The sequence below is a fragment of the Marinomonas sp. AWM4_232 genome, assembly GCF_056158325.1.
In genome coordinates this window covers 2,060,890-2,081,947 of sequence record NZ_JBSWTA010000001.1, presented here as the reverse complement: position 1 = coordinate 2,081,947, position 21,058 = coordinate 2,060,890, and the positions used below count along the sequence as shown (strand labels likewise).

The window sequence follows — 21,058 nt, the reverse complement described above, 5'->3', positions numbered from 1 at the left end:
TGAAACCGTTTTTAACCGTTAAGACCTTTAACGAATGAGCTTCTATGTCTGTAAAACCTCTGTTCCTGTTACTACCTCTTCTCGTGCTGTCCGCTTGTTCCACACGAGAAATCGATCCTTCGAATGACTTCCCAAATAATGGCCGTGATGAGCAAGCACAAAAGCGTGAATCCCTCTACTTAAGTGAGCGCTTACCACCAGGCTTGCCTTATCCTGATGCCACTTTTATAACGGGTATTGAACAACAAATACGTTATCTAGACCGTATTTCTGCGACGTCATACCAGCTGGATAATCTACTCGTTACCCGTGATGACTTGCGCGCCACCGCGGAGGAAATTCAAACATGGGTCAATCACTCGACCTACTGGCCTCAGTTGAGTGCTTATCAAATCGCAGGTCAGGACCAACGGGGTAATGTGCAGATTACCGGTTACTATGTTCCCGTGATGAGCGTACGCCATCAGGCAGATGATGAATATCGCTACCCTCTTTACCGTAAGCCTAATGTGGCCAAAGGAACGCCTCTCCCTGATCGTGAGGCGATTGATTTTGAAGGCGCTTTAGATGGTCAAGGGCTAGAGATTGCTTACAGCAACAGCTTGGTCGATAACTTCTTTTTGCATGTGCAAGGCTCAGGGGTTGTCGAGTTTGAAGACGGCGAACGTCGTTTACTTTCTTGGGGAGGCGTGAACGGCCACGCTTATCGCAGTCTTGGTAAAGTATTGATCGAAAAAGGCGAAATTGATCGGGCTGATATGTCAGCTCAAGCCATACGTGAGTGGCTTGCCGCTAACCCTGAGCGCCAGCGAGAGATCATGTCGACGAATCCAAGTTATCTGTTCTTTAGTGAGGGGCTAACCCAACCCGTTGGCGCCGCTAACGTGCCTTTGACGCCACTTTACTCAGTGGCGGTCGACCCAAGCGTCATTCCTCTGGGCAGTATTTTGCTAGGCGAAGTACCTAAGCTTGACCAGCAAGGGAATCTAGTGGGTCATGAGTTTCGTTTGCTACTCGCCCAAGACAAAGGTGGAGCGATTAAAGGCCCAGGGCATATCGATTGGTATCAGGGCATTGGGGAGGCGGCGCATTTTCATGCAGGACAGTTGAAGCACTTTGGCCGAGTGTGGCTATTATTACCACGCTCGGCCAAGTAGTCGAATGCTAATCCTTTAGCTGGAAAGCAACAGGAAGTGTGATCTCTATCGCATCACTTCCCATTTCCAAGTTAAACGCTGGCAGAGGCTGTGAGCGCTTCACCATATCGATGGCCGCTTGGTCTAAGCGCTTAGAGCCTGAGCTCTTTACCACTCGAATCGGACGGGCATCGCCATTCGCATGGGCGGTGAACGATACCGTCACGACGCCTTCTTCACCACGGCGGCGAGATGCTCTAGGGTAACGTTTGTTGTGCGCTAACTTCGCTTTTAGCTTAGCGTAATAATCCGCTTTCGCTCCAGCTTGTCCACCATTGTGTGCGGCACTCGCTTTACCCGTTGTCGCTTTTTGCTGCACTACCGTTTGCGCTGCATTCACCTTCTGCGCCACGACAGGGGCAGGTTTTGGACGAGGCTTAGGCTCTGGTTTTGGCTTCGGTTTTGGCTTCGGTTTAGGTTCCGGCTTGGGCTCTGGTTTTGGCTTCGGCTTAGGTTTCGGCTTTGGCTCTGGTTTCGGCTCAGGCTGAACAATCTCACTCTTCTGCTTCACCTCAACCTTAGGTTCCGGTTTTGGAATCGGCTTAGGTTCAGGGATCGGTTCGGGCTCAGGAATAGGTTCTGGCTCAGGCTCCGGTTCAGGAATAGGTTCCGGCTCAGGCTCTGGTTCAGGAATTGGCTCCGGTTCAGGCTCTGGAAGCGGTTCTGGTTCAGGCTCTACCATTGGCTCCGGTGGCGTTACTTCGGCTTGGGCAACGATGGTTTCTTCTTTGACCCCCATGTCACCTAGCATACCTAAATCAAACTCAATGCCTTGTTCGCCTGCAGCCAAACTGCCTGATTCATTTTTAGGGTGCATAAACACCCCATAAAAAGCACCAGCATGCAAAGATACGGCAAGGCCACCCGCCACAATCCAATGTGTTCTCTTCATTACTCCGTCCCTTTTCCTAGTTGTGTTGCCACACTTACTTTGGTTAGACCCGAAGCTTTAATTTCAGAGAATAATGGGCGTAAGGCTTCAATACTGACATCGCCGTCTGCTTTTACCTGTACCCAGAACGCGTCTTTATCAGTGGCTTGATCAAACAGAACACTTAAGCGACTTTGAACATCTTCGACTTTAGTTAAGTCATCGTTCAAATACAGCTCGCCATTGGTCCCTAGCACGATCAGTACATTGGGCTCAGTGGCTGCACGTTGCTCATTAATGGAGTTAGGTGGTGTAATTTTGATTGGGTCAGATTTTTGTATCTGACCTGCAACCATAAAGAAGATCAACATCAAGAACACGACGTTGATTAATGGGATGACACCGTCATCCCCAGCTTGGCTATCACGCTGTGCAATAAATTTTTGATTAATATTCATGGTTGAGGATCATTAAACGCGTTAGCAATCGATAGCTTTTCAGCACCTTGTAACTTGAGTTGGTCGGCAAGCGTCATTAATGATTGTAGCGATACGCTATCTTCAGCCTGAAGAACAAACAAGCGATCTTTATTTTGCTGCACAATGTCGCGAATGCGATCACTGTTTTGCACGGAAATAAACTGATTATCGAACCACACCCTGCCGTCGTTGGCTTTCAGCTCAAACAATAACGGATCTTGCTTATCTTGCTCAGGCAATACTTCCTGAGAAGGCGCAGCCAAAGGTGTGTCTAATGTTCTCCATGCCACAAACGATGACGTCAGCATGAAAAACAATAGAAGAATGAAAACGACATCGATCAGTGGCGTTAAGCTAACAAGCTGCTTTTTGCGTGGCTGGTCAAGCTTAAGCGGCATGCAGCACCTCGCGCGCAGCCACTGCGGCTAGGCGTTCACCTTCTTTTGATGTAAAAACCTGCGTCACCGAGTCGTTCATGTTGTGTGCCACACGCTCTACTTTACGCTCTAACCAAGCGTGCATCGCAATGACTGGAATCGCTACCGCAATACCTACTGCGGTCGTAAGCAATGCCTGCCAAATACCACCAGACAATACAGAAGGGTCAACTTGTGCGCCTGCACCTTCCATCTGTTGGAACGCGGTGATCATGCCTAGCACTGTACCGAGTAGACCCAGTAATGGGCTCAATGAGCCGATGATTTCCAGTGGTCGTAGGAATGAACGCAGATCATGCAGCGTGTTCAATGCACGACGTTCGGCTTCTTCACGTACCGTTGCCACTTCTCGATTCGCATGACGCAAGGCTTCCATACTGTATGCAACCACGCTTTCAATCGGACGTTTTTCTGAAAGTTTTGCCAGCGCTCCATCAATATCACGAGCACGCCACGCATCCAGCGCAAGATTGACATTCTTACGGCTTTCCGCGCGCAACATGGCCAATTGCCACAGTTTCACTAAGAAAATAGTGACGGCAATAACGGAGAACCCCAACAGTATCCATACAACCGGGCCACCAACCATTAAGAAGTCTTTGATTTGTTCCATTGTGCTGTTCATCGCACGCTCCAGTAAAGAAAAATGATAATTTAATCAATGATATTCATTCTCACCTAGATTTACAAGAATTTACCCATAATTTGTTGCAATCCAAAACATATTTTTTGACGTACTTAGGCTATTAACGGGTGGAGAATTAGATATGAGTATTGGGCTAATTTGGTTCGGTAACGACTTACGCACAGCAGACCAAACCATGATGTGGCACGCCAGTCAGGAAGTAGATCAGCTGATATGTGTTTTTTGCAACTCCTCTTTGGCTGACACTTCACCACTGAGCGCTTATGCCACGCCTTCGGCGTCACGAAAAGCGTTTCTTCGCCAAGGGCTGAATGACCTATCTAAGAGCCTTTCCGAATTAGGACAAACCTTGTTTGTCTCATCACTGCCTGCGCATCATGTCATTACCATATTGCTAAATGAGTTGCCCATCACACACGTGTATCGTAACTTGCACCCTGGCTGGTACGAGCAAAAAGCTTTAGACGATCTGAAAGAGGCTTTTTCAGATGTGCAGTTCCGCCTTTTCTCAGGGCTGCAACTCTTTTCACCATCCCACACTACTTTTATCGGTAATCAGTTTCCCGATACGCTCTCCAAATTCCGTAAACATATGGAGCGTTTGGAGGTTTCTCCGCCCGTACCAGAGATCAATCGACTGCCCGCTATTGCACCGTTTGTATTGCCTAATATAAGTCCTTGGAAAGTCACCCAAGAACAAGAAGCTCCGCTCTTTAATGGTGGCGAATTAGCCGCCCTAACACAGCTCAGCGATTACTTCGCTACACCATTACCAAGCACTTATAAAGAGACACGCAACGCCTTTGATGGTTGGGAAAACTCAACGAAGTTTTCCGCTTGGCTGGCACAAGGCAGTATCTCGCCAAAGCAAATTAAGGCCTGCCTTGATGTCTATGAGCGTGATAACGGTGCCAATGACTCCACCTACTGGATTTTCTTTGAACTGTTATGGCGAGATTATTTCCATGGTTATGGACTGCATTACGGGCGACAGTTGTTTACTCGACAAGGTATTCGAGGCCAAGGCGCACAAGGCAGTTTCTACCCAGAACGCTTTAAGAAATGGTGCCTAGGTAATACGCCCTACCCCATCGTTAACGCCTGCATGCGACAACTCAATCAAACTGGCTACATGAGTAACCGAGGTCGCCAGCTGGTGGCCAGTTGTTTAATTTATGATTTGGGAATCGATTGGCGTTATGGTGCTGCATATTTTGAGTCACAATTACTAGATTATGATGTCGCTTCCAATTGGGGAAATTGGCAATACATTGCTGGAGTGGGGGCCGATCCCCGTGGTGGACGTCACTTTAATCTAGACAAACAGGCACGCACCTACGACCCAGAGCAACGCTTTATTCAAACTTGGGGTGGTAATGACTTTGACCAGAATCTCGATTCTGTCGACGCTGCAGACTGGCCCATCTCACCCAAGTCTTAGTCATGGCATTAAACCATCCCCCTGTTATTGTCTGGTTTAAGCGTGATTTGCGTTTGAGCGATCACGCCCCTTTAAAACAAGCCTGTGCAAGTGGGCAGCCTGTTTTATTGCTGTATGTGTTTGAGCCTGAACAACTAGATGACCCTCATTACGATGAACGTCATTGGCGCTTTGTTTGGCAATCACTGCAGGACTTACAGCAGCAGCTCGCGCCATACCAAGGACAGATACATATTCGCCAACAATCTATACTCGAAGCATTTGCTGAGTTGCATCGCAACACGGGCTTTACTCAGATACTGAGTTACGAAGAGATTGGTGTTGGGGTAACGTTTAAGCGAGACAAAGCCGTCAAAAACTGGTGTCAGCAATACCAAATACAATGGACAGAGTTCCCAACCGGCGCGGTCATTCGAGCACTGACCTCACGCACCACGTGGGATAAAGCGTGGCTAAGCACCATGCGTGCGCCTTTAGACACACCAAACCTTGAGCAAGCCGAATGGTTTGCTATCCCCGAGACAACTTTCATACCTCCTGACTCATGGCAAACACACCAACGAGGCATGCAAACTGGTGGAAGCTCACTTGCTTGGCAAACGTTAACGAGTTTCTACGAAGGTCGTGGACAAGATTACTACCGTCAATTATCAAGCCCTCTTACCAGTCGTAACGCCTGTACCCGCCTATCGCCTTACTTGGCTTGGGGCAATATCAGCCTGCGGGAAGTTTACCAAGACTTGCTATCGCGCTGGCAGACCAGAGGTTGGCGTCGCACCTTGGTAGCGTTGAGCTCACGTTTGCATTGGCACTGTCATTTTATGCAAAAGTTTGAAAGCGAGTGTGAAATGGAGTGGCGCCCTATCAACCGTGGCTATGACTGCTTTCCTTACCGGCAAGACGAGCGCGTTAACGACGATCTCAGAGCTTGGCAAAGCGGTCAAACTGGCGTACCTATGATCGACGCTTGTATGCGGGCTTTACACTTTACTGGCTACATTAACTTTCGCATGCGCGCTATGCTGGTCAGCTTTTTATGCCACCACTTAAATATTGATTGGCGCTTAGGCGTACATCATTTGGCTAGGCTATTTTTAGATTTCGAACCGGGGATTCATTACCCACAATTTCAAATGCAAGCAGGTATCACAGGCGCAAACACCATTCGTATCTACAACCCTATCAAGCAGTCCCAAGATCAAGACCCTGATGGGGACTTTATTCGACGCTGGGTACCTGAACTTGCTGACGTTCCAAGTCCACTCATTCATGCCCCTTGGACCATGACTCAAATGGAGGAAGCTTTGTATCAATGTACTGTTGGTAAAGATTATCCAACGCCCATTATCGATGTACCGAGTGCAGCGAAAGCAGCACGAGACAGGCTCTGGGGATTTCGTAAAGAAGCCCTTGTACAGCAGGAAAAACAACGTATTTTAACCACTCACGTACGGCCATCCAGTCGTCGTAAGGGCATGACATCATGAGCCAATTTGAAACCTTGCGTGTCATTTTGGGAGATCAATTAAATGCATCCCACTCTTGGCTCAGAAAGCCCAATGACAAAGTCGCCTATCTCATCGCTGAGCTGCATCCTGAAGCCACCTATGTGCGCCATCATAAGCAAAAGTTGTGCGCTTTTTTCCTGGCCATGGAACGCTTCGCTCAAGCCCTGAAAGATGCCGGACACAATGTGCAATACTTGACCCTCGACGATACCGAAGGGCACAGCTTGGAATCCTTGATTATGGGCATGGCGGACTCTCTTGGCGTGCGCCGTATTGAGCTGCAGCGACCTGACGAGCATCGTGTGCTGATGCAGTATCAAGCCCTGGCGAGCCAAGCCAAGGTGCCCGTGCATTTAGCCGACACTGAACACTTCATGCTGCCCTTCGACGAGATCCCCCGTTTCTTCAAAGCTAAAACCAGTGTGCGAATGGAACATTTCTATCGCAAAATGCGTCAACGCTTTAACATCCTCATGACCGAAGACCACACACCGGAAGGCGGTCACTGGAATTACGACTCCGCGAATCGACAGAAATTAAAGGCCAGTGAGTTAAAAGACATCCCTGAGCCCTTGTTATTTCAGCATGATGTAAGTCACCTACTCGAACGTATCGAGCGCCATAAGATTCCGTTTCTTGGCGAAGCCGATGCTACCTTACCATGGCCTGTGACTCGCCAAGACGGCTTGAACTTACTGCAGTATTTTTGCGATCACTTACTGGCTAATTTTGGCCGTTTCCAAGACGCGATGACTGGCCGCTCACCGCATGCTTGGAGCCTGTACCATTCACGCCTATCGTTCGCGCTGAATGCCAAAATGATTCATCCAAATCATGTTATCAAAGCGGCTGTGATGACCTATCGTCAGCGAAAAGACATCGACATTGCTCAAGTAGAAGGTTTTGTACGACAGATCCTTGGCTGGCGCGAGTACGTGCGGGGCATGTATTGGATCAACATGCCTGATTACTATGAGCAGAATGAACTAGATGCCCAACGAGACTTGCCCAATTATTTCTGGGATGGCCAAACAAAGATGAACTGTATGGCACACGCCATCGGTCAATCCCTCGAATACGCCTATGCTCATCATATTCAACGACTGATGGTGACGGGTAATTTCTGCCTATTGGCTGGCATCCATCCAAAACAAGTGGATGAGTGGTATTTGGGGATTTACGTAGATGCCTTGGAGTGGGTGGAACTGCCCAATACCCGCGGTATGAGCCAGTTCGCTGATGGAGGTTGGATTGCCTCAAAACCTTACGCAGCCAGTGGTAATTACATTCAAAAAATGAGCGATTATTGCAGCGATTGCCACTATCAAGTGAAAGAAAAAGTGGGCGAAAAAGCCTGTCCAATGAACAGTTTATATTGGCGCTTTATGGTGCAACACCGTGACCGTCTATTAAAGAACCCGCGCATTGGTATGATTTACGGTAACTGGGACAAACAAGATAAAGCCCAACAAGATGCCGTACTAGAGCGGGCACAATGGTGCCTAGATAACATCAACGAATTGTAGCGGACGGTCTCGCTCTGTTATTACCATCTCTAAAACATATTGAGCATGACCTAAGCGTCATGCTCAATATGACAAGATGTCCGATAGATGGATTGATAGATCCACCAAGCGGCCACACCCGCGCAGACATTCGCCAAGCTTGCACCGATAAACAGCCCCCATAAACCACCGATCTGGCCACCGATCCATAGGCAAGGTAGGAAAAAAGCAAACAGGCGCAGCGCTGACATCCACAACGCGCGGTAGGGTTTACCCAATGCATTTGCCGCAGACACCATCATCATACACACGCCTAAGGGCCCTAAGCTGATCGGTACCCACATCAAATGCCAAGTCACAATATCTGTCACCTCAGCGTCGCTCGACATCAACTGAGCTAAGCTCGGAGCCCACCACCAAACCAAGATCGCCACAAGGGTCTGGAAGATCAAGACATAACCTACAGCGATTCGTAGCAGCTGCTTAATCGCTTCGAATTGGCCAGCCCCAAAAAAGCGACCAACCATAGGTGGCAATGTCATGGTCAACGCTAACACAGTCACAATCGCTAAAAACTCGAACCGAGAGCTTACCGCCCAGGCCGCAACCGCCGCCGTGCCAAACCCTGCTAATAGCTTAGTCGCCAACACAGACGATAGCGGTGGCAATAATTGGCTAACCATCGCTGGCCCCATAATATGACCAATGTTGCCCAGTGTTTTGATAATAGACAGGTTGCCAAAATCAAACGTCAGCCAATGGCTGGCAAAGCATTTTGGCACAATGATTAACATCCCCAACGAGAAAGCTAAGCAAGTCGCTAAAGCGGCCCCCACAATGCCCAAATCAAGCACAAAGATAAACAATGGGTCCAATGCGATGTTCAGCAAGCTGGTCACTACCATAATGGTGCCCGGCAGCATGGTGTTACCATTAGAGCGACAAATACTGTAGAAAAAATAGATCATAGCGCCCATCCAAGTACTGACGAGCCACCATCCCCAGTAGTCATCAATAATCGGTGTCACGCTCTCTGGTGCACTGAGCAATGCCAAAACAGCACCTCGGCAAAACCAAACCAATACGGCAACCAGACCGATACCGACGGCTCCCAACAGCACAACCAAACCGGCTAATTGCTTAGCGTACAGGGATTCTGATGCACCCAGTGCTCGGGAAATCAAAGACGTTGTGGCAATGCCTAGCCCCACCTGTATGCCGATAAAAATTAACGCAACCGGTGCAGTGAAGCCTTGCGCCGCCAAAGGTAAAACACCCAATTGGCCAATGAAGGCACTGTCTACTAACTGGAAACTCATAATCGATAAAATGCCAAACAGCATCGGCCAAGTCATCGAGAAAAGTTGTTTACCAAGAGAGGATATTGACTGCATGGGCTACCTTAAGAATGAGCGTTATCTAACCGCCACACAGTATACGGTAGAGTCATGACACTAAGGCGAATTTTCCGTGTTTTTTGCTAGGTTAATACGTTGTCCACGACACCGTTCCGAGCAGTATTTCACCTCGTCCCAACATTTGGCCCACTTTTTCCGCCAAGTAAAGGGTCGCTGACAAACTGGACATTGTTTACTCGGAAGATGTGGTTTCTTGTGTGCCATGATGTTTCTCTTGCTGCAATCGACGTACTCGCCACATCAATACGACCGCTAAGCTAGTAAAGATCACATACCCCGCAGCCAAGGGTGTTACAGAGAAATCATAGAAACGCCCTACCGATACAGACAAGACAACGGCCAGCAAACTGGACAACGACGAAATAAGCGAAGCCCCAAGTCCTGCCATACGCCCTAAGGGTTCCATCGCCATAGCGTTAATATTGCCAAACAATAACCCCATGCTAAAAAAGATCGGAATCCCCAAAGATAAGAATAACCACAATGGCGGCTGCCCTTGCCATACCAGCGAAACACCCATCATGGCTAACGCTGCGCTACATTTCAAAGTTAATGCAAACCAGATCAAACGCTGCATGCCAAAACGCATCACAATACGACCATTGGTAAAAGACGCCAACCCTGCGCCACCCGCCATCATGGCAAAGTACAGTGGAAAGGCTTCCCCCGTTTGGTAAACATCCTGAAAGATCGACTGCGAAACCCCTAGATACAACATGAGCCCCGAAAACACGAGTCCAGCCATTCCCGTTAAGCACATCACTTCTTGTTGTTTCACGATAAATCGAGCATCGCGCCATAAGCGGGAAAAGGCCAGCGGTTGGCGCTGTTCTTTAGCTAGCGTTTCAGGCTGACGCAGGATCAACCAAATGGAGGCGATTGTGGCTTGTAACATCAATGCGCCAAAGATCCAGCGCCAGTCCCCAAGCAACAACACCAATTGGCCAAAAGCAGGCGCTAGCATGGGAACTAAAATGAAGATAAGCATCACATAAGACATGATGCGCGCCATGGCCGCCCCTTTGTACATATCTCGGATCAATGCCCGAGAGGCAATCTTGGGGCCTGCAACACCAAAGCCTTGAATAAAGCGTCCTAACAACAGCGCTTCCAGAGTGTCTGCTGACATAGCAACCAAACAGCCCACTAAATACAAAGCCACACCTGTGAGGATACTTTTCTTGCGCCCTATCGCGTCCGATAAAGGACCAAACAGCAACTCCCCAAACACCATCCCAGCAATCAATGCCGACACCACCCATTGCATGTGAGTGTAATCCGCAACCGTCAATTGCTCAGCCATATCTCGAAATGCAGGCAATACGGCATCCATACTCAATGCCGTCAGCGACATCATGCAGGCAAATAAACCAATGAATTCTTTTTCGGAAAGAGGGAGGTTGGGGCTGGGCAAGCGTCCAGCGAAGCGGCGTTTCATGCTAGTTGTCCTTATCTATTGAGGAGCAAGGCTAGCACGAAACGTGCTGTGACAGGCAAACAGATTAACGGATCAGAGACAGACTCTCTTCGGCAAACCCTGTACCGGCTTCGGTATAGAAGTTGAAAACGTTGTCGATGCCCGCTTTTAACATGTAATCACGTTCATCATGATAACGAGCAATGGCCGCCACCTGGCCACGGAAGCCACCGCTACGTAACTGCTTCACTACATTAACACTGTCATCAGCAGAAGGCAGGGCCAATAAAATCAGCTTCACATTTGTCAGATCTAGATGCTCCCAAAGGTCAACGTCTTCACCGTCACCAAAAAAGACATTATGCTGATCGTTTTGCATTTGCTTGATACGGAACTGATCCGCATCCATACCGGCCACCACATTACCAACCATGCCAGTCAACGACTCAAATGCACCACGTCCCACTCGACCTAAACCCACCACTAGGACTTCCATATTCTTTGGCTGTTCAAAGCAATCTTCTGGCAAAGGTACGGCATTTTCATAACGACGAATCGTATCTTTGTAACGACGGAAATAACTGTGCGCTTTACGATAGAACACACTGGTAATAACAAACGAGAACGATACCGCCAACGCCAGAATCACCAACCAGTCATTGCTGATCCAGCCTGCTTGCACACTCAGCGCCACGACAATTAGACCAAACTCACTGTAGTTTGAAAGCGCCAGCGCCCCCAAAAAAGAGGTACGACCGCGAAGGCGTAAGCTGTTAAAGAAATAGAAGAACAATAGAAACTTAACCACTAACAATGCTGTGAGGATCAAACTCAGTCCCAACATACTCCATGTCGGTAAAGCACTGAAACCAATGGATAAGAAGAAGCCAATTAAGAATAAATCCTTAAAGTTCATCAGTGACTTGTTTAACTCAGAGGCTTTGGTATGGGACGCTAGCAAAATACCCATAATCAACGCACCGAGATCACCTTTCACCCCCACTAGGTAAAACAGTTCATAGCCACCCAACGCAAAGAACAACCCCGTTAGCGGTAGCATTTCACCGTGACCAGACTTGTTCAAAAGTTTGCCAAGTACAGGACGCAACGGAATCAAAGCAAATAACAGTACTGCCCAGATCGAAGGCACTTTTCCGGTCGCTAATACGAGGAATACAACCGCTACGATATCTTGCATAACCAGTATACCCAACGCCAATTGACCATGGCGGGTCTTCATTTCACCGGCTTCTTCGAGCAACTTCACAATACAGACCGTACTAGAGAAGCTCAGTGCAAAACCGATTAATGCCGCGGTACGCAGAGATAGGATTTCAAAAGCATGCAGACCTACGATGCCAAGCAAAGAGGCGACCCCGATGATCAGAATCGTCCAAGCTCCCATGTGCCCTATGGTAGATGCCCAAACTTCCCGTTTCAGCAGGTCTTGTACATGCAGTTTTAGACCAATACAAAAGAGCATCAAGGTGATACCCAAATTGGATAAATGCTCCAAAATACTGCTGGGCTGAACTTGCATAAAGTTCAAAATAAACCCCGCAGCCAAAAAACCAATCAGTGGCGGTAAGTTCACCAACTTAACCGCTAAACCACAAATAAACGCAAACAGTATCCAGATAAATTCCATAACGACGACGATTTTCCTAACGCAATCAGTACCCAATGCACCGTTAACAAAAGCATAACGGCAAAGTGCTTTGCTTGCTATATTAGCCAAGTAAGAATCACTTGTCCTAGCAAGGCTGCCACGACGGCGTAAACCAGCAGCGGCTTAAGAGTCTGCTTAATCATGGCCCCCTCTTGGTTTTGAATGCCAAGAATGCTGGCCACGGCAATAATATTGTTCAAACACACCATATTGCCCATGGCCGCCCCAACCGATTGCAAGGCGAGAATCACACTCACCGGAAGGCCTGTCTGCGTGGCGATGGTTAACTGAATACCGCCGAAGGTAAGATTAGAGACCGTCGCCGAACCAGAGAAGAACGACCCCAAAGCGCCCAATAACGCAGCAACGTATGCCCAATTGGCACCAACCACACTGGCCAGCGTATTGGCTATCACAAAAATAGGAGCGTTTTCTGCTCCTTGCATCATCACACTGACCATGATCAAAGCTCCCATCAACGCCAAAATAGGACGTTTTAAGCGCCCCCATGTCTCAGCACTGGCCTGATATATCTGAGATTTAGATAGGGAGAGAATAGGACTCATAATCGCCACAGTGAATACAAACGGAATGATCGCAGGGACATACAAAGCTTTATAAGACCAGTCGACATTTGTGCCCAAAATATTCGGCCAAGCAACAACTAACGCTCGACTCACCTCTATGGCTCCAAACTGCCACCACATGCTCGTATCGTTTAGCCAGCCCTTAAATGGCCAACTGGGAATACGGGTCACCAGTAGAATAATAATCAGCAATACAAACGGCAATAAGGCCTGTACCAACGCATAATTTGATGGAGGTTTTATACTTGAGCTATCCGTTACCGGTACAGTCTGATGCAGCCCTACGCCTAGCTTAGCCATCAAAATTGAAATCAGTAAGCCGATAGCACCTCCCAACAGTGAAGGAAATTCATCGTTTACTTGCGCTATGAGAAAAAAGGGAAGCGTACAACTTACAATACTGATGAGAATAAAGCCTGCGTTTTGCCAGATCTCACGCCAAGAAACCAACCAGCGCAACGCTATAACGGGTATAACAAAACTTGCGCACAAGTGGATCAAAGCCGTCCATTGAGCCACTTCTAAACGAAGCGGCGCGGCTAAGGCCAGTCCTGCAAAACCGAACCAAGCAGGCGTACCAACCGCACCAAAGGAAACCGGCACGCTGTTCATTACCAAAGTCAGTAGCGCCACTGGTAAAGCAGGAAAGCCAAGCCCAACCAAAATAGGAGCGGCAATGGCAGCCGGTGTACCAAAACCTGATGCTCCTTCTAACATGAAGGCAAAAGCCCAACCAATCACCATCAACTGTGCGACTGGATTGGTACTGATCCCCGCTAACCATTGTCGTAACGTTTGCTCAGCACCAGAAATGACCAACACCCGATTCAGCAATATTGCGCCTGCGATAATGGACACAGGGGTCAATACCGCTAGCCCACCAGCAATGATATTGGCCGACAAGGTCAGTGCATCCGCTTGGAAGTAGCCCCATTGAATCAGCACTGCACAAAGTGCCGCCAGCGGCAATGCCACATGCGCGGTCAATGGACGTGCTTTCGTCATACTCCAGATCAATGCAACAACAGGGAAAAGCGCGAACACAGTATCCATACGAGCACTCCGAATCGGTGATGATTACATTATGTCTGCCTTAGCTATGCAAAAACAGTGCGCACCGATGCGTTATTACTCTGGTTTATGACTTAAGACAAAAGTCTATTCAAGCTGGTGTTTTCGTAACAAGTCGAGCAGCACTTCTGGGACAAACTTTCGTGGCATCAACAGCGCGTAGAAGTGTTCATAAGCTTGTGGGAGTGTCTGATACACCTGCAATTTTTTAGCTTCGATTTCGTCCTTTACAACCACTGGTGGCATCACCGACAGAAAACCGCTGTCACGGGCCAATAGACGCATCATCGCCATATCGTCTACTTCAGCTTTAATGTCCGCTCGATATTCATGGGTAGCACAAAAGGATTCAAACACCGAGCGTATGCCCATATTCCGTGCGGGCAAAATCCAGTGCTTGTCTTCGTAACCTTTAGGGAAAGGTTGCTCTGGCTGCTGTCCATAGGGGCCAACGATCGCCACAGATTGTCGCGCTACCAATTGGTTTTGCCACAGCACCCCTTGCACATCATTAGTAATGGCGCGGTTAGTCAGTGCGATGTCCAATTCATGGTTTAACAATCCTTCTGTTAGGTCTGTCATGGTGCGGGCATACAAGGTGAAACTTACATCTTCTTGAGCAAATAACGGTGTAATGAACGCCTCAATAAAATTACGGGACAAATGGGCTTCAAAGCCTATATTTAAATGCGTATGCGAAGTATTACCGCTCCTTAAATACTGTTCTAGCTCTTCTCCTGTTGAGAAAATGTCTTGCGCGTAACTTTGTACTCGACGGCCTACATCCGTTAACACTAAACGGCGCCCTTCTCGCTCAAACAAGGTACGCCCCATTTTATTTTCGAGCTGTTTTATTTGTGTTGACAACGCAGATTGAGACACATGCAATTGCTCTGCGGCATGGGTTAAGTGGCCAATATTCGCCACGCGCCAGAAATAATAAAGGTGGTGGTAGTTCAAACGGGGCATAAGGACCTCAAATCATAACTAAAACAGAACAATACATTAAAATATATGTATTTTTATTAACTTTAAAGACACGTCATACTCGGTGCAAATGGATTCACACTATGTAGCGCCTTCTATGACTTTAATGACGTTTCTTTTACCTGCCCTGTTCGCTGTTTCAGGGATTTTATGCGGTTTGTCAAAACTGGAACATCGCGCCGCTTACATGGCCTTGTGGACGGTACGCGGTGCGCCTCTGCTTTTGGTCGGCATTTTGAGCTCTTGGCTTGTCACAAAGCCTGATCCTCAAGCCGCTTTTCACGGGTCGTTACTGAGTGCTCTGATGCTCATACTGGTGGTCTTTATGACCTGGGTATTGGTGCAGTTTTCGCAGCATTATATGAAAGGGGAGCAACGGGTCGCACAGTATTACCGCTGGCTTATGCTCACCTTAGCCGCCGTCACCTTGACGCTATCGAGCAATCACTTGCTTGGTTTCTGGATTGGCTGGGTAGGCATTAGCCTTGGCCTTCACTTTCTACTCACATTTTATCCCGAGCGCCCCCGCGCAATCTTAGCGGCCCACAAAAAATTCATTCTTGCTAGGGTGGCCGAGCTGTCCTTGCTAGTTGCTTTCGCATTGCTCTATTGGGAACATCAAACTTGGTATTTGCTTGAGCTAATGTCAGATATAGACGGTAGCTTATCAATGTCAGAGCAAATAGCGGCTTGCCTTATCGCCGTCGCAGCACTGATGAAATGCGCACAGCTCCCTGTGCATGGTTGGCTTATGCAAGTTGTCGAAGCGCCAACGCCCATCAGTGCATTGTTGCATGCCGGCATCATCAACTTAGGTGGCTATCTGGTGCTCACGTTCTATCCATTGCTACACCTAAGTCATTCAGCCACTTGGTTACTGCTCATTGTTGCTGGATTCACAACCTTATTCAGTGCCCTGATTATGACAACACGTATCAGCGTTAAGGTACGTCTCGCATGGTCGACCAGTGCTCAAATGGGATTAATGCTTTTAGAGTGCGCTCTGGGCTTATACGAACTAGCGGTTCTGCATCTATTAACGCACTCCGTATACAAAGCTCATGCATTTTTAAACTCTAGTAGTGCGGTTCAGGAATTTCTCACGCGTAATGCCGCCCCCGACGATACGCCCAATCCTATTATCTGGCTGTCAGCATTCTTATTTAGTGCTGTCACCGTTATTTTTTCGGCTCTGTTTTGGCATTATCAAGGCCCGCTGAGCCCTTGGCTCTTAATGGCACTCGCGTTAACGGTGTTGGTTGCACAGGGACGCAGTATTCCCAAACCGGTGCCTTGGCCTCGATTGCTAGTGCTCACATTTGGCCTGTCATTACTCTACGGAGGCTTAAAGACAGCGCTTGGATCGCTGTTTCATGGACATATTACAGCCCACACAGAAATCCCTTGTAGTGCCGCTGACCTTTGGGTTTCAGGAATTTTCATCAGCTTATTCATGTTAGCGGTTTGTTTGCGTTATTACGCCCATCTCGCTTGGGTAAATCGCTTTTCAGTGATTTTATTTGCCGGCCTTTATATGGACGAATGGTTCACCAAGGTGACCTTAAAAATCTGGCCTGTTGCACTACCGGCTTACTCAAAAGCGAAACACCATGGTGTTTCATTGCTGTTCCCTAATCTGTCAAAAGGTTGGAAAAAATAATGTCTGATTTCACTGTCTCCCAATCCTTGACAACACAGCAGCAAGAGGCGCTACAACATGCCACAAAATGTCTAGCGCCAAACTGGCCACTCGATCGCATGATTGCAGTGAATCCACTTTGGAACTTGGTGGATCGCCCGTTTGATAACGTCGCCACCGACATGTCCTTATTGGCTGGCATTCGCTGTCACATGCCAGTAGAAACTTACTTAAGTTGGTACGAAGAAGGCCGCATTCAAAATCAACAACTTCTGCAAGCCGCCCATGAATACGGGCTTAACCTATCTGCGGAAGCGTTGATTGTTCACCTGAGCAAAGACACAGGACGCGTGCAAAGCTGGCGTAACATTGCCGATTGGGCAGATTTAACTCGTAGCAATCATAAAATGTCGTGGCACGACGAGATCACTCATCAAATTAGTCAGTTCTGTGCTGCCCATTATCAAGATCAGCGCCCTATGCTCCAGCGCCAATATCGCCAGCAGTCTTTAAACCTGTACCAACATTGGCTGCAAGTATCTCGTATGGACCGAGGCTTATCGATCATCCTGTCAGAAAGCCATCTAGATGATGAATTTGATTTGTTACCAGACGATCAAGAGCAATTGTTTGCCACCGCCATCAACGAATTAAAAGTTCCCAGCCAAAGCATTTACAACTACGGTCAAGCATTGCTCCTAGACATTAATGGTTGGGGGGCCTATTTGGCTTATCGTGCTTTCGAAGCAGAAAAAGTCGGCAAGAGCCAAGACGATGTGCGCTCTTTGCTTGCCATCAAGTTAGCTTGGGAATTGGTTATTTGGCGTTACTTGGAGAAACACCAAGCAGATGAATTCAATGCATTAAAGGAGCGCTGGGGACAGCAGCTACTGCATACTCACGAGTTGCGCAGTCAACATCATGATGCTCTGAGCATCCCCCGCATTTGGGCCCGTGCGCTAGAGCTGAGTGAACAACACCGTTTGCAACAACAGCTCGTTAACGTGCAACCTACTACCCCCTCAGACAATGCAACCCTGCAAGCCATTTTTTGTATCGATGTACGTTCAGAAGTGTATCGCCGCGCTCTAGAAAGCCAAAGTCGTGAGATTGAAACCTATGGATTCGCAGGGTTCTTCGGTCTGCCCATTGAGTACGAGCAAGCTGGCACTCAAGTGTCACGACCACAATTACCGGGGCTGGTTCCTGCTTCCATTCGCGTCTTCGAGAGTACACCAAACGAGCATAAGCTGGCACAAACCAGTCGCCATGCTGGCTGGAACCGCTGGGGCAATGCGGCCGCGGCAACTTTTTCCATGGTTGAGTCCATGGGCTGGTGGTATGCCTTTAAGCTGTTCAAAAAGAGTCTAAAAGGCGATCAAGGTCACGCCTTATCGCCTACCGATGCCACCCATTGGACGTTAACCCGTCAAGGCCATGCTTTGAGTGTTGATGACCAAGCACTTTTGGCAAAAGGGGTTCTGGATACCATGGGGCTACGCTATTACGCCACCACTGTGTTGCTGGTGGGGCATGGCAGCCATAGCTGCAACAACTTGCAAAGCGCTGGGTTGGAATGTGGCGCATGTGGCGGACAAACGGGGGAAGTGAACGTCCGCGTATTGGCTCAGTTGCTGAATGACACCCAAGTGCGTGAGGCATTAGCCAAACTTGGATACGAAATCCCTAACCATACCCAGTTTGTCGCCGCCTTGCATAACACAATGACTGATCATGTCACTTGCTTCCAAGAAGTTCGTGACAGCTTTGTTTATGACTGGCTGCAGCAAGCCACTTATCTAACGCAACTTGAACGGGCGCCTCGACTTGATCCGGCCTTGCTGGAAATGGATAAGCAGGAACGTAATGAAGCCTATTTAAAGCGAGCCAAGGATTGGTCACAAACACGACCTGAGTGGGGCTTAGCGGACAATAATGCCTTTATTATTGCGCCACGCCAGTACACCAGAGCTTTAGATCTTAATGGTCGCTGCTTTTTACACGATTACGACTTTCACCTTGATCCAGACAGCGCCGTGTTAGAACGGCTGATGACGGCTCCAATGCTGGTCACCCATTGGATTAACATGCAATACAACTTATCAACTACCGATAACTTTAAGTTCGGCAGCGGTAATAAAGTATTGCATAACGCTGTGGGCGATCATATTGGTGTGTTTGAGGGGAACGGTGGTGACTTGCGTATTGGGCTCGCCATGCAGTCTCTGCACGATGGCCAGCAATGGATGCACACACCCCAGCGATTAGCGGTCTATATTCGTGCGCCGCAGTCTGCTATTGCGGCGGTGGTTGCCAAACATGCATTGCTGCAACACTTGATCAACCACCAGTGGCTTTATGTTTTCCAATGGCAAGACCAGTCCATCCACCGCTTTCATGCTGGTGAGTGGCACCCTTGCCCCACTAATGATTAATCAATAAAGGTCCGTATGCAGTTGAGACTGCCACTGCGGTTCCGGCAAAATATCTTGGAGAGTCGCGAGCACAGACTCTCCAAAACCCTCTCGACTACCACACACGTAAACATGCGCTCCTTGTTCTGCCACCCATTGGCGAATGACCTTGTGGGACTGCTGTAATAAGTCCGGAACATAGACCCCATCACTACGAGACCATGCTCGATCTAAACGGGTCAATATTCCCTGATCCTGGAACGCAGTCAGGTCTTTGGCAAAGTAGGCATCATGCTCCACATATTGCTCACCGAAAAACAGCCAACATGGGGCACTGTCTTGCTCTGCTTGGCGTTTCTTTAAAAAGCTTATAAACGGCGCAAGCCCAGTGCCGGCACCAATCATGATCCAAGGAACGTTTGCCTTAGGGTGAAAAGTCGTATGCTCACGCACACTGGCTGAAATACGATCCCCCGCTGCCAACCGACTCAGCATTCCCGATGCCAGCCCAATGGTTCCATCGGCACGGATATGCTGACGCACCAATAGCTCTATTGTGTTGTCTTGGTAAGATGCAATCGAATAAAGACGCTCGTGCTCATCCTTCTGTTCAGGCTGTACCGCCAATAGATCACCAGCTTCGTAGCGCGCATTCGCACAAAACAATGTCACTCGATGAGCCAAGCGATGCGTTTGTTCTGGGTTCAAGCATTCGTTCGCTACCACCGTATAGTCATCGTATTCAAATAATTCAGGCGCAGTATGAATGCCAAGCAATTCCCCAACTTGCTGCCACCAATGAGCAACCCCTTGAGGATCCATTCGATCAATTTCCGTTGTAGGAATGGCTCGTTGGTAGCCTTTCTGCTCCAGTAGCTCAGACAAATAATGACCGAATGCACAGAACGTTTGATAAGTCCGATCGCCCAACGCAAGCACACTGAATTGGGTTTGAGAGGCTGCCGAGTTGGCCCCCTGCAATGTATTAACGAACCGTCGAGCGCTGTCAGGTGCTTCTCCTTGCCCGTAGGTACTCACTACAAAGAAAACCCGCTGATAACGCTTTAATGTTTGCTCCGTTAGCGTCGAGACACAGGCGATATCCATTAATGCATGAGCCGTATCGTGTAAACGTTGAGCAAGATATTTTGCACTGCCTGTTTGGCTGGCGTAGACGATGAGCGCCTGACTATGGGTCTGTGGAACAGGTAAAGATTTTGCAGCCCAGCGAACACATAATAGAGCGCCTGCCACACGTACTAATTCCCACCAAGGTAATACCGCACCGGATTCGTACAGTGAGTAAAGCGGTGAGACCATAAGCAAACCACTGGCATACAAGGCCACCCCCGCATACAAACGATAGGACTTATCTCGCAATGAGATCAGAGAGAGCACCATAACGATGGCGAGCGCTATCTGACAGAAAAAGGTCACTACTGAGATCAAAAGCAGTTCAGCGCGAGTAAAAATGTAACCCACTTCGCCTTCGCTGATGTGTGCCCAAACCCCTCCTGGCAATTGATGCACCGATCGACCGGAAAATTCAAAACCACTTAATACTTCCAGTGATGTCATCAGTGATACAGGATGGCTCATACCGAACTCCAGCACGCCCCAAAAGTACCCCAGCACAAACAGCATGCCGATGCTTACCAGCCACAGCGCACGTTCAAACTGAAGCACAGCCTTTGTTAGCCAAGTTGATGACACCCAACCCTCACTTATTGAAAATATTATTGATAATAATTGATATTATATTGCAAAACCTAA

Annotated in this window: 17 protein-coding genes; 6 read left to right on the top strand and 11 right to left on the bottom strand. The window is 48.4% G+C overall.

Annotated features, from left to right (window positions below; all coding sequences use genetic code 11):
• The first annotated feature begins 44 nt into the window (after positions 1-44).
• The gene (gene mltA, locus ACXAC1_RS09860) at positions 45-1,157 is read left to right on the top strand and encodes a murein transglycosylase A (RefSeq protein WP_475061343.1); all 1,113 of its coding nucleotides are present in this window, start codon (positions 45-47) and stop codon (positions 1,155-1,157) included.
• A gap of 7 nt (positions 1,158-1,164) precedes the next feature.
• On the opposite strand, the gene ACXAC1_RS09855 is transcribed toward mltA, so the two are convergent.
• From ACXAC1_RS09855 to ACXAC1_RS09840, 4 genes are read right to left on the bottom strand one after another with little or no spacing between them, the layout of a single operon-like run.
• A complete protein-coding gene (locus tag ACXAC1_RS09855) occupies positions 1,165-2,088 on the bottom strand; it encodes an energy transducer TonB (protein WP_475061342.1) in 924 nt (307 codons plus the stop codon).
• Positions 2,088-2,525, bottom strand: coding sequence for an ExbD/TolR family protein (locus tag ACXAC1_RS09850; RefSeq protein WP_228190606.1), 438 nt, complete (start codon positions 2,523-2,525; stop codon positions 2,088-2,090). The genes ACXAC1_RS09855 and ACXAC1_RS09850 overlap by 1 nt, the downstream gene beginning before the upstream one ends.
• The gene (locus tag ACXAC1_RS09845) at positions 2,522-2,944 is read right to left on the bottom strand and encodes an ExbD/TolR family protein (protein WP_228190605.1); all 423 of its coding nucleotides are present in this window, start codon (positions 2,942-2,944) and stop codon (positions 2,522-2,524) included. The genes ACXAC1_RS09850 and ACXAC1_RS09845 overlap by 4 nt, the downstream gene beginning before the upstream one ends.
• The gene (locus ACXAC1_RS09840; protein ID WP_475061341.1) at positions 2,934-3,608 is read right to left on the bottom strand and encodes a MotA/TolQ/ExbB proton channel family protein; all 675 of its coding nucleotides are present in this window, start codon (positions 3,606-3,608) and stop codon (positions 2,934-2,936) included. Before ACXAC1_RS09840 ends, ACXAC1_RS09845 begins: the two co-directional genes overlap by 11 nt.
• 142 nt (positions 3,609-3,750) lie before the next feature.
• Here ACXAC1_RS09840 and ACXAC1_RS09835 point away from each other — a divergent pair, with 142 nt between their 5' ends.
• Genes ACXAC1_RS09835 through ACXAC1_RS09825 form a run of 3 tightly spaced genes read left to right on the top strand, consistent with a single transcriptional unit; the run spans position 3,751 to position 8,104 of the window.
• A complete protein-coding gene (locus ACXAC1_RS09835) occupies positions 3,751-5,070 on the top strand; it encodes a DASH family cryptochrome (protein WP_475061340.1) in 1,320 nt (439 codons plus the stop codon).
• Between the two features lie 2 nt (positions 5,071-5,072).
• Positions 5,073-6,557: a cryptochrome/deoxyribodipyrimidine photo-lyase family protein gene (locus tag ACXAC1_RS09830; RefSeq protein WP_475061339.1), complete on the top strand. Its 1,485-nt coding sequence runs from the start codon at positions 5,073-5,075 to the stop codon at positions 6,555-6,557.
• A complete protein-coding gene (locus tag ACXAC1_RS09825; protein WP_475061338.1) occupies positions 6,554-8,104 on the top strand; it encodes a cryptochrome/photolyase family protein in 1,551 nt (516 codons plus the stop codon). The genes ACXAC1_RS09830 and ACXAC1_RS09825 overlap by 4 nt, the downstream gene beginning before the upstream one ends.
• Positions 8,105-8,154: 50 nt before the next feature.
• Here the strand turns inward: ACXAC1_RS09825 and ACXAC1_RS09820 are convergent, their stop codons facing one another.
• The 6 genes from ACXAC1_RS09820 to ACXAC1_RS09795 all read right to left on the bottom strand — a co-directional run bounded on the left by ACXAC1_RS09820 (position 8,155) and on the right by ACXAC1_RS09795 (position 15,214).
• Positions 8,155-9,477, bottom strand: coding sequence for an MATE family efflux transporter (locus ACXAC1_RS09820; RefSeq protein ID WP_475061337.1), 1,323 nt, complete (start codon positions 9,475-9,477; stop codon positions 8,155-8,157).
• Between the two features lie 60 nt (positions 9,478-9,537).
• Entirely contained in the window at positions 9,538-9,705 is a 168-nt protein-coding gene (locus ACXAC1_RS09815; RefSeq protein ID WP_133564504.1) for a DUF2256 domain-containing protein, read from the bottom strand.
• Positions 9,674-10,939 (bottom strand): multidrug effflux MFS transporter, encoded by a 1,266-nt coding sequence (locus tag ACXAC1_RS09810; RefSeq protein WP_475061336.1) that lies wholly within the window; start codon positions 10,937-10,939, stop codon positions 9,674-9,676. Before ACXAC1_RS09810 ends, ACXAC1_RS09815 begins: the two co-directional genes overlap by 32 nt.
• A 64-nt stretch (positions 10,940-11,003) precedes the next feature.
• Positions 11,004-12,656, bottom strand: coding sequence for a cation:proton antiporter domain-containing protein (locus ACXAC1_RS09805; RefSeq protein ID WP_475061335.1), 1,653 nt, complete (start codon positions 12,654-12,656; stop codon positions 11,004-11,006).
• Positions 12,644-14,227, bottom strand: coding sequence for an L-lactate permease (locus ACXAC1_RS09800; protein WP_475061334.1), 1,584 nt, complete (start codon positions 14,225-14,227; stop codon positions 12,644-12,646). The genes ACXAC1_RS09805 and ACXAC1_RS09800 overlap by 13 nt, the downstream gene beginning before the upstream one ends.
• A 105-nt stretch (positions 14,228-14,332) precedes the next feature.
• On the bottom strand, positions 14,333-15,214 hold the full coding sequence (locus ACXAC1_RS09795; RefSeq protein WP_475061333.1) for a LysR family transcriptional regulator: 882 nt from the start codon (positions 15,212-15,214) through the stop codon (positions 14,333-14,335).
• 115 nt (positions 15,215-15,329) lie between these two features.
• On the opposite strand from ACXAC1_RS09795, the gene ACXAC1_RS09790 reads away from it, so the two are divergent.
• Complete coding sequence (locus tag ACXAC1_RS09790) at positions 15,330-16,892, top strand: NADH-quinone oxidoreductase subunit L (RefSeq protein ID WP_475061332.1); 1,563 nt, start codon at positions 15,330-15,332, stop codon at positions 16,890-16,892.
• Complete coding sequence (locus tag ACXAC1_RS09785) at positions 16,892-19,306, top strand: YbcC family protein (RefSeq protein ID WP_475061331.1); 2,415 nt, start codon at positions 16,892-16,894, stop codon at positions 19,304-19,306. Before ACXAC1_RS09790 ends, ACXAC1_RS09785 begins: the two co-directional genes overlap by 1 nt.
• On the opposite strand, the gene ACXAC1_RS09780 is transcribed toward ACXAC1_RS09785, so the two are convergent.
• Complete coding sequence (locus ACXAC1_RS09780) at positions 19,307-20,998, bottom strand: flavodoxin domain-containing protein (protein WP_475061330.1); 1,692 nt, start codon at positions 20,996-20,998, stop codon at positions 19,307-19,309. It lies immediately after the preceding gene.
• Positions 20,999-21,058: the final 60 nt, after the last annotated feature.